1 protein-coding gene is annotated in these 293 nt (G+C 41.3%); it reads right to left on the reverse strand.

Annotated elements, in window-relative coordinates; genetic code table 11:
* The coding region (locus V7659_RS15460) for a penicillin-binding transpeptidase domain-containing protein (protein ID WP_335540746.1) at positions 1 to 293 on the reverse strand (293 nt) is incomplete at both ends.

A 293-nucleotide genomic window follows, 5' to 3' on the forward strand; every position in this document is an offset into this window, starting at 1 on the left:
ACTGTAGGCACCTGCCATATCTACAGGACTAACGGAATTACTTCCAATCGCATAGGATTCATATACTTGGTTATCTTTAAAAGTAATGCCAAGTTGTTGTGCAAAATTCTTTGCCTTTTCCATTCCAACCGCCCTTAGTGTGAGAAGAGCAGGAATATTGTAAGAATGATTCAGTGCATTCCGTATGGTCAGCATTCCATGATACTTACGATCCCAGTTGGAAATCGGCTGTCCGGTTGAATACAACGTCGGCTGGTCATTAATCAGATGGCCAGTGGACCATTTTAAATTTT

It is taken from the genome of Neobacillus drentensis (assembly GCF_036966985.1).
Taxonomy (GTDB): domain Bacteria; phylum Bacillota; class Bacilli; order Bacillales; family Cytobacillaceae; genus Neobacillus; species Neobacillus drentensis_E.